10 protein-coding genes are annotated in these 9066 nt (G+C 70.4%); 1 reads left to right on the top strand and 9 read right to left on the bottom strand.

Annotated features, from left to right (window positions below):
- The 9 genes from PHC73_RS08010 to ffh all read right to left on the bottom strand — a co-directional run.
- On the bottom strand, positions 1 to 2306 hold a 2306-nt coding region (locus PHC73_RS08010; protein ID WP_300126539.1), incomplete at its 3' end, for a Lon protease family protein.
- Positions 2307 to 2619: 313 nt separating this feature from the next.
- Positions 2620 to 3360 carry a thioredoxin fold domain-containing protein gene (locus PHC73_RS08005; protein WP_300126537.1) on the bottom strand — a complete coding sequence of 247 codons (741 nt, stop codon included), beginning with the start codon at positions 3358 to 3360 and terminating at the stop codon, positions 2620 to 2622.
- Between the two features lie 43 nt (positions 3361 to 3403).
- Positions 3404 to 4357, bottom strand: coding sequence for a site-specific tyrosine recombinase XerD (gene xerD, locus PHC73_RS08000; protein ID WP_300126535.1), 954 nt, complete (start codon positions 4355 to 4357; stop codon positions 3404 to 3406).
- Positions 4332 to 4799, bottom strand: coding sequence for a methylated-DNA--[protein]-cysteine S-methyltransferase (locus PHC73_RS07995; protein ID WP_300126533.1), 468 nt, complete (start codon positions 4797 to 4799; stop codon positions 4332 to 4334). Before PHC73_RS07995 ends, xerD begins: the two co-directional genes overlap by 26 nt.
- A 41-nt stretch (positions 4800 to 4840) precedes the next feature.
- On the bottom strand, positions 4841 to 5212 hold the full coding sequence (rplS, locus tag PHC73_RS07990; protein WP_300126531.1) for a 50S ribosomal protein L19: 372 nt from the start codon (positions 5210 to 5212) through the stop codon (positions 4841 to 4843).
- 5 nt (positions 5213 to 5217) lie between these two features.
- A complete protein-coding gene (gene trmD / locus PHC73_RS07985; protein WP_300126529.1) occupies positions 5218 to 5991 on the bottom strand; it encodes a tRNA (guanosine(37)-N1)-methyltransferase TrmD in 774 nt (257 codons plus the stop codon).
- A 5-nt stretch (positions 5992 to 5996) separates the two neighbouring features.
- Positions 5997 to 6488, bottom strand: coding sequence for a ribosome maturation factor RimM (rimM, locus tag PHC73_RS07980; RefSeq protein ID WP_366949835.1), 492 nt, complete (start codon positions 6486 to 6488; stop codon positions 5997 to 5999).
- Positions 6489 to 6507: 19 nt separating this feature from the next.
- Positions 6508 to 6765 (bottom strand): 30S ribosomal protein S16, encoded by a 258-nt coding sequence (rpsP, locus tag PHC73_RS07975; protein ID WP_300126525.1) that lies wholly within the window; start codon positions 6763 to 6765, stop codon positions 6508 to 6510.
- Between the two features lie 87 nt (positions 6766 to 6852).
- Positions 6853 to 8217 carry a signal recognition particle protein gene (gene ffh, locus PHC73_RS07970; protein ID WP_300126523.1) on the bottom strand — a complete coding sequence of 455 codons (1365 nt, stop codon included), beginning with the start codon at positions 8215 to 8217 and terminating at the stop codon, positions 6853 to 6855.
- A gap of 240 nt (positions 8218 to 8457) precedes the next feature.
- On the opposite strand from ffh, the gene PHC73_RS07965 reads away from it, so the two are divergent.
- Positions 8458 to 9024 (top strand): methyltransferase domain-containing protein, encoded by a 567-nt coding sequence (locus PHC73_RS07965; protein ID WP_300126521.1) that lies wholly within the window; start codon positions 8458 to 8460, stop codon positions 9022 to 9024.
- The last annotated feature ends 42 nt before the right edge of the window (positions 9025 to 9066 follow it).

Raw genomic sequence — 9066 nt, 5'->3', positions numbered from 1 at the left:
TCGGGGTAGTTGCCCTCGGCATCGGCCACGCCGGCCGGCAGCCCGGTCAGCAGCTCGATGCCCTCATCGATGGTACGCACGGCGTAGATGTGGAAGCGGCCGTCCGCCACCGCATCGCGCACGTCGACGCGCAGCATCAGGTGCTGCACGTTCGAGGCCGGGATCAGCACGCCCTGCTCGCCGCTGAGGCCGCGCGCCAGGCAGATGTCGAAGAAGCCTTCGATCTTCTCGTTCACGCCGCCGATCGCTTGCACCTGGCCGAACTGGTTCACCGAGCCGGTCACCGCCAGCGACTGGCGGATCGGCGCCTCGGCCAGCGCCGACAGCAGCGCGTACAGCTCGGCGCTGGAGGCGCTGTCGCCGTCGACGCCGCTGTAGGACTGCTCGAACACCAAGCTCGCCGACAGCGACAGCGGCTCGCCGGTGGCGTAGCGGGCGGCCAGGAAGCTCGACAGGATCAGCACGCCCTTGGAGTGCAGCGGCCCACCGAGCTCTACCTCGCGCTCGATGTCGAGCACGCGCCCGGAGCCCGGCCGCACGCGGGCGGTGATGCGGCTCGGCCGGCCGAACATAACGCCGCCGAGGCCCAGCACGGACAGGCCGTTGATCTGGCCCACCCGTTCGCCGGCGGTGTCGATCAGCAGCGTGTCGCGCAGGATGGCCTCCTGCACGCGCTCGCGGATGCGCCCGGCGCGGTGCTGGGCGGCGTCGATGGTTTGCTGCACGTGCAGGGGCTGTACCTGGCTGGCTTCGGCGCGGCGGGCGAAGTAGTCGGCCTGCGTCAGCAGGTCGGTGAGGTAATTCAGGCGTACGTCCATGCGCTGGGCGTCGCCCACGCTGCGCGAGGCGTGCTCGATCAGGCGCGCCACCGCGGCGGCCGAAAACGGCAGCAGGCCGGCGCGGTTGGCCTGCGTGGCCAAAAGCCGGGCGAGATCGGCCACCAGGTCCGGACTGCGGCGCAGGTCGTCCTCGAAATCCGCCGCCACCTTGAACAGCTCGGCGAACTCGGGGTCGTATTCGGCCAGCAGGTAGTACAGGCGGCGGTCGCCGATCAGCAGCACGGTCACCTCGAGCGGAATCGGCTCCGGGTCTAGCGACACGGTGGTCAGCAGACCGATGGCGCGCTCGAGCGGCTCGATGCGCAGCTCTTTGGCGCGTAGCGCGCGCTTCATGGCGTCCCAGGCGTACGGCTGCGTGAGCAGACGCATGGCGTCCAGCAGCAGGTAGCCGCCGTTGGCCTCGTGCAGCGCGCCGGACTTGATGAGCGTGAAATCGGTGAACAAGGTGCCAAAGCGCGCCTGGTGATCCAGCCGGCCGACCAGGTTCGGGTAGTTCGGCAGGTCCGCGTACACCACCGGCGCGCCGCGCGTGGGCGGGTGCTCGATCAGCAGGTTGACCTCGTAGCGCGTGAAGCTCGGCTCGGGCGCAAACGGCGGGCGCGGGCCGGCGTCCTCGCGCGCCGTCATGAAGTCGCCGACGTTGTCGACCACGTCCCGGCACACGGTGTCCAGATACTCCGCCACGCCCGGCGTGTCGGTGAACTGCGCTTTCAGTTCCGCCACCGCCGGCTGCACCACGCCGAGCGCCACCTCGCGGTCGAGTTCGCGAATGCGCCGGCGAGCCTCTTTCTGCCACTGCGGCAGGCGCCGCAGACGCTCGCCGAGTTCCTGCTCCAACTGCTCGATGTCGGCCTCGATGCGCTTGCGCGTCTCCTCCGGCAGCTTGTGGAAAGCCGCCGGCGACATCACCTCGCCGCCCGCCAGCGGTGCGAAGGCGAACCCGCCCGGGGTGGTGATCAGCGCGATGTCCTTGGCGCGGGCGCGTTCGCGGATCTCGTCGATGGCCTGCTCGTGGCGGTCCTTGAATTCCTGCTCCACCACGCGCCGGCGGGCCTGGTATTCGTCGCCCTCGAAGGCGCCCGGGATGCTGCCCTGCAGGTCCTCGACCAGCTGCGCCATGGCGTCGCGAAAGCGCCGCCCCTGCCCGGAGGCGAAGCGCAGCGCGCGCGGCCGGTGCGGCGCATCGAAGTTGTGCACGTAGCACCAGTCGGCCGGCGTGGCCTCGCCGGCCGCCCGCTGCTCGAGGAAACGCCGCACCACGCCGTGCCGGCCGGAGCCCGGCGCGCCCAGGATGAACAGGTTGTAACCGTCGCGGCGCATGCCGGTGCCGAACTCGAGCGCCGCCAGCGCCCGCTGCTGGCCCACTACGTCCACCGGCGCCGCCACCTCGGCAGTCGTCTGATACGGGATCAGCTCGACGGCACAGGGCGTGTAGAGCTGCTCGGCGGACAGTGGCTGGGCGGCCATGCGGTGTTCTCCTGGGGTTTGGCTGGGCCGGCTCGGTGCCGGCGGGGCCGCCGATGGTATCCACACGCGCTCGCCGGTGAGCGATTGCGATCAAATCGTCCAAGTCGCCGGTCGCCATCCCGGCGGGCGGCCGACAGGGGACTGTTGCGGTGGGGTCAGGTACTGCGCCGCAGTGGGGAAGGGCTGAAAAATTCCATCCATTGAATTTTTAAGCCCGCCGTCGCGCGGTACATGCCCGCGCGACGCTCCCTGAATCAATGGCTTATCCCTGACTGAAAATTCCGGGGCTGGAATTTTTCGGCGTCCTTCAGCTTCAGCTCGCCGGCTGGTCGAGCACGCCCCGCAGTTCCTCGGGCGGCAAATAGCCCGGCAGCAGGCGGCCGTCGTCGAGCAGGATGGCCGGCGTGCCGGTCACGCCCAGCCGCTCGCCGGCGTGCAGTTGGTCGGCCACCGGGTTTTTGCAGGCCCTGCTGGGTACTGGTTTGTCGGACTTGGCCGCGGTGAGGGCGGCTTTGCGGTCGGCCGCGCACCAGACCGCTTCGGCCTTGTGGAACGACTCCGAGCCCTCGCCGGCACGCGGGAAGGCCACGTAGCGCACCGTGATGCCGGCCGCGTTGTACTGGTCGATGTGGCGGTGCAGCTCGCGGCAGTAGCCGCAGTCGATGTCGGTGAACACGGTCACGCGGTACTTGGGCTTGGCGGCCGGAAACACGATGGCGTCGTCGTCGCGCAGCTCGCGCAGGAAGGCGAGACGTTTGGGCACGAACTGTTCGCGCTCGACCTTCTGCAGCGCGACGGCCGACAGGTTGCGCCGGCTGGCGACCTCCACCAGTGGCCCGCCGAGCATGTGTTTGCCGTCGGCGCTGAAGTAGTAAACGCTGCTGCCGAAGATGACCTCGTACAGACCGGCGACGGCCGATGGCTGCACCGACGTGGGCGGCGCGTCGGGGGACAGCTTGGCCAGCGCCGCGGCGAGCTGCGGTGGGGTGTCGGCGCGCGCCGTGGCGCACAGCAGCGTGAGTGCGGCGAGCGCGCCGACGGCGAGGCGTTTCATGCGGGTTTCCGGTTGCGGGTGGGGGCAGGCGTGAATTGTAGGCTCAGCCGCGCGGGTGATGCCGCGCGTGCAGGGCCTTCAGGCGTTCGCGCGCCACGTGGGTGTAAATCTGCGTGGTGGAAAGATCGGCGTGGCCGAGCAGCATCTGCACCGCCCGCAGGTCCGCACCATGGTTCAGCAGATGCGTGGCAAACGCGTGTCGCAGGGTGTGCGGCGAGGGCAGACGCTCGAAGCCGGCGGCGCGCGCATGCAGGCGCAGGCGCTGCCAGAACGCCTGGCGCGTCATCGGTCCGCCGCGGCGGGTCACGAACAGGGCGTCGCTGATCTGTCCGGCGAGCAGTGCGCCGCGCGCCGCGGCAAGATAGACCTCGATGCGCGCCAGCGCCGTCTCGCCGACCGGCACCAGGCGTTCGCGGGCGCCCTTGCCCAGCACCACCAGCACGCCGCGGTTCAGGTCCAGCTGCGCCAGGCGCAGGCCGACCAGTTCGCTCACGCGCAGCCCGCTGGCGTACAGCAGCTCCAGCATGGCGGCGTCGCGCACGGCTTCGGGCGTGTCGCCGGTTGGCGCGGCCAGCAGGCGCTCGACATCGTCTTCGCTGAGCGTCTTGGGTAACGGGCGGCCCAGACGCGGCGAGTCGATGCGGGCGCTCGGGTCTTCCTGCAGCAGCCCCTCGCGAACCAGGTAACGGTAGAAACTGCGCAGCGCCGACAGGCGGCGCGCTAGCGAGCGCGGCGCGAGTGCCGCCTGGGCGGGCGCGGCCAGATACGCGAGCAGGTCGGCGCGGCTGGCGCCGGCCAGGGTCACGCCGCGGGCGGCCAGGTGGGTGGCGAAGGCGGCCAGATCGCCGCGGTAGGCGGCCAGCGTCAGGCGGCTGGCGCCGCGCTCCAGCCACAGGCCGTCCAGGAAACGTTCGATGAGGGGATCGAGCGGCGCGCCACCGGGCGCGCGCAATGTGCGGCGGCGCGGGCGGTCAGGCGCGGAAGTGTTTTTGCTCATGCGCCAGCAGCTGCTGCTTGCGCTGCGGCCACGGGCCGTGCGCGGCGCCCATGAAGCCGCCGTCGCCGCCGCTGGCCACCACCCGATGGCAGGGCACGACCAACAGCAGCGGATTGGCACGGCAGGCGCCGCCGATGGCCCGAGGCGCGGTGCCAAGTTCCGCCGCCAACTCGCCGTAGCGGCGGGTGTGGCCGGGTGCGATGGCGCGCAGCGCCGCCCACACGCGGTGCTGGAACGCGGTCCCTTCCGGCGCCAGCGGCAGGTCCGAGAAATCGGCCGTGGCGCCGGCGAAGTACGCCTCGACCCGCCGCATGGTTTCCAGTAGCAGCGGGTCGGTGGGCCGGCACGTGGGCGCGTCGTCGGCCAGAAGGCCGACCTCGCACAGTCCATCCGGGTTGCTGCGAAGGCCCAGCATGCCGAGCGGTGTCGGCATGCTGGCCATGAACTCGGCTGGCTTTGCCGCCGGCCGCATCGGGGTGGGTCTTATTCGGCCGCCGCGGTCGGCGTGCGCGCCGCGAGCCGCTCGCGGATGCGCGCCGCCTTGCCCTGCAGGCCGCGCAGGTAGTACAGCTTGGCCTTGCGCACGCGGCCGCGGCGCTTGACCTCGATGCTCTGGATCTGCGGACTGTAGGTCTGGAACACGCGCTCCACGCCCTCGCCGTGCGACATCTTGCGCACCGTGAAGGACGAATGCAGGCCGCGGTTGCGACGGGCGATGACCACGCCCTCGTAGGCCTGCAGGCGCTCGCGGTTGCCTTCCTTGACCTTCACCTGCACCAGCACGGTATCGCCGGCGCGAAAGTCCGGCACGGTCTGCGTCATCTGCTCAGCGTTCAGCTGGTCGATGATGTTCATGTCACCTACTCCTGATTGTCCAAGGCCGGACAGTGGCCGTCAGTATCGGCCATGGCCCGGTATTCATCCAGCAGCCGCCGCTGCTCGTCCGTCAAAACCATCCGTTCCAGCAAATCCGGCCGCCGCCGCCAGGTGCGCGCCAGCGCCTGCTGCAACCGCCAGCGCGCGATGCGCGCGTGGTCGCCACTGAGCAGCACCGGCGGCACCGCCCGCCCGGCCAGCACCTGCGGGCGGGTGTAGTGCGGGTGGTCCAGCAGGCCGTGCATGAACGAATCCTGCTGCGCCGACTGCGCATCGCCGAGCGCGTCCGGCAGCAGCCGCACCACAGCATCGATCATCATCATGGCCGGCAGCTCGCCGCCGCTGAGAACGTAGTCGCCGCACGACCACTCCTCGTCCACTGCAAGCTCGAGCACCCGCTCGTCGAGCCCCTCGTAGCGCCCGCACAGCAGCAGCAGGCGCTCGCGGCGGGCCAGCTCGCAGGCGGCCGCTTGATCGAAGCGCCGACCCTGCGGCGACAGGTACGCCACGCGCACCGGCTGCGCCGCCGCCGCCCGCGCCGCGGCGATCGCCGCCAGCACCGGTTCTGCCTTCAGCACCATGCCCGGGCCGCCGCCGAACGGCGCGTCGTCCACCGTGCGGTGCCGGTCGGTGGCGAAATCGCGCAGCTGCCACACGTGCAGGCTGGCGATGCCGCGCCCGATGGCGCGCCCGACCACGCCGCTGCCGGCCACCGCCTGCACCAGCTCGGGGAACAGCGTGATGACGTCGATGCGCACCGGCGTCAGTACTCCGCGTCCCAGTCCACCTCGATGCGGCCGGCCTCGAGATCGACCTTCTTCACCACCTGCGGCAGCGCGAACGGAATCAGCCGCTCGCGCTCGCCCTGCACCACCAGCACGTCGTGCGCGCCGGTCTCGATGAGGTGATCGACCCGCCCGAGCGGCCTGCCGTCCACCGTCACCACGGCAAGACCGACGAGGTCGTGCCAGTACCAGCTGCCGGCCGGCGCCGGTTCGAGCGCCGCGCGCGGCACGGCGAGCTCGAAGCCGGTCAGGCGCGCCGCGGCATCGCGATCTTCCACGCCGACGAAGCGCACCAGCAGGCGGTCGCCCTGCATCCGGCTGTCGGCGATTTCCAGTACCAGCCGCTGCCCGCGGCGCGTCGCCTCGAAGCGGCGGTGCTGCAACAGGCCCTGCGGCGGGTCCGAGAAGGACCACAGCTGCGACCAGCCGCGCACGCCATGCGGGGCGCCGACGCGCCCCAGCACGACCATGTCGGCGTGGCCGTGCCGATCAGGCGGCAGCTTCGGCCTTGCGCAGTTGCTTGAGCAGCGCCGCCACGCGATCGCTGGCCTTGGCGCCGACGCCCAGCCAGTAGTCGACGCGCGCCAGATCGATCTTGGTCGGCTGTTCGGCGCTGCCGGCGATGGGGTTGAAAAAGCCGATCTGCTCGATGAAGCGGCCGTCGCGCGGGTTGCGGCTGTCGGTCACGACGACGCGGTAGAACGGCCGTTTCTTGGCCCCGCCGCGGGCAAGGCGAATGGTCACCATGGGATTTTCCTGCTGGCTGTTGAGGCGCCGGGCCGGGCTTGGCCGGCGGCGGCGAACCGTAAATTCTATGGGCGTGTCGGCACAAACTCAACCGCGCCCCGGAAACCCGCCGCGCATGTTGCCCATGCCGCGCATGAGTTTTTTCATGCCGCCGGGCCGACCGAGCTTTTTCATCATTTTTTGGCTTTGCTCGAATTGCTTCAGCAGCCGGTTGACGTCCTGCAGCTGCACGCCGGCGCCGGCGGCAATCCGCCGCTTGCGCGAGCCGTTGATCAGGTCCGGAAAACGCCGCTCCTTGGCGGTCATCGAGTTGATGATGGCCTCGATCTGCTTGAGCTGCTTGCCATTTGCGAGCTGCTCGCGCGCCTGCGGGTTGATGCCGCTCATGCCCGGCAGCTTGTCGAGCAGGCTGCCGAGCCCGCCCATGTTCTGCACCATCTTGAGCTGGTCGCGGAAGTCGTTGAAGTCGAAACCCTTGCCGCGCCGCAGCTTGTCTTCTAGGCGGGCCGCCTGCTCGCGGTCGATGTTGCGCTGCACGTCCTCGACCAGGCTGACCACGTCGCCCATGCCGAGGATGCGGGACGCCACGCGCTCGGGATGGAACGGCTCCAGCGCGCCGATCTTCTCGCCGACGCCCAAGAACTTGATCGGCGCGCCGGTGACCTCGCGGATCGACAGCGCCGCACCACCGCGCGCATCACCATCGGCTTTGGTGAGGATGACGCCGGTCAGCGGCAGCGCCTCGTGGAAGGCCTTGGCGGTGTTGACGGCGTCCTGGCCGGTCATGGAATCGACCACGAACAGTGTTTCGAGCGGCTTCACCGCGCCGTGGATGGCCTTGATCTCGGCCATCATGTCGGCGTCCACGTGCAGGCGCCCGGCGGTGTCGACGATCACCACGTCGATGGCGCGTCGCCGCGCCTCGGCCACCGCGCCGAGGGCGATGTCGACCGGCTTTTGGCTCACGTCGCTCGGCTGGAACTGCGCGCCGACCTGCTCGGCGAGCACGCGCAGCTGCTCGATGGCGGCCGGGCGGTAGACGTCGGCGCTGACCAGCAAGACGGATTTTTTCTGCTCGCGCAGCAGGCGAGCCAGCTTGGCGCTGGTGGTGGTCTTGCCCGAGCCCTGCAGGCCGGCCATCAGGATCACCACCGGCGGCGCGCCGGCGAGGTTCAGCGCCTCATTGGCGCTGCCCATGAGCGTGACCAGCCGGTCGTGCACCAGCTTGACCAGCAACTGGCCGGGGTTGAGGCTCTTACCGATTTCGCGGCCGATGGCGTCCTGGCGCACCTGCTCGATGAAGCCGCGCACCACCGGCAGCGCCACGTCGGCTTCCAGCAGCGCCATGCGCACCTCGCGCAGCGCGTCGGCGATGTTGTCGTCGGTGAGGTAGGCCTGGCCGCGCAGGCGGCGCACGGTCGCTTCGAGGCGTTCGGTGAGGCTGTTGAACATGGGGTGGCCGGCAGTGAGCGTGCGGCGGCGCCGGTTACCCTACGCACCGCCTGAGGAATTGCTCGACAGTTTAACAAGCCATTGAAAAAGGGCTTCCTGCCCTTTTTCAACTCGGCTCGTCGCGGCACATGTCCGCAATGAACCTCCGCAAATCAAGCGCCTGACGCGCTTGATTTGCGGGCAAACCATCCCTAGCTTGCCCTAACATGCCGTTGAAAAAGATTTTTCAACGGCATGTTAATGCAGCCGCCCGATCCCGTCGCCGCGCCGAGCGCGCCCGGCAAGCACAGCAGTTTCGATTTCGTCGCCCATGCGCCGGTGCTGGATGCGCTGGCCGGCGCCGGCTGCGTGCTGGGTCTGGGCTGCGGGCGGGGCGACTGGAGCCTCGCGCTGGCGCGGCGCGGCACGCCGGTGCTGGCCGTCGACCGCTGGGTCGAGGGTCTCGCCTGGTTGCGCGCGCAGGCGCACGGCCTGCCGCTGCTGGCGGTGCGGGCGGACCTGACGGCGCCGCTGCCGCTGGCGGATGGCTCGATCGACGGCGTGCTGCTGGCGCTGGTGTTGCATCACCTGGCAGGCGCTGGCAGGGCGGCGAGCGTGCTGGCGCAGATCGCGCGGGCGCTGCGGCCAGGCGGCGTGCTGGCGATCGTCGAATTCCTGCCGGTGCCGCCGCCACCGGGGCCGCCGCTGGCGGTGCGCCTGTCGCCGGCCGATGTGCTGGCGCTGGCGGCCGGCGCGGGTCTTGCGGGCGGGCCACCGGTGCCCGTCGCCGACCACGTCGGACTTTATGTGCAGCGCAAATCCGCATGAATGACGACGTGCTGCGCTTGGCGGACATCGACGCCGCAGCGC

The sequence above is a fragment of the Immundisolibacter sp. genome (assembly GCF_028696615.1).
Lineage (GTDB): Bacteria > Pseudomonadota > Gammaproteobacteria > Immundisolibacterales > Immundisolibacteraceae > Immundisolibacter.
Note: the sequence above shows the minus strand (reverse complement) of the source record. Positions and strands in the feature narration are given on the sequence as shown.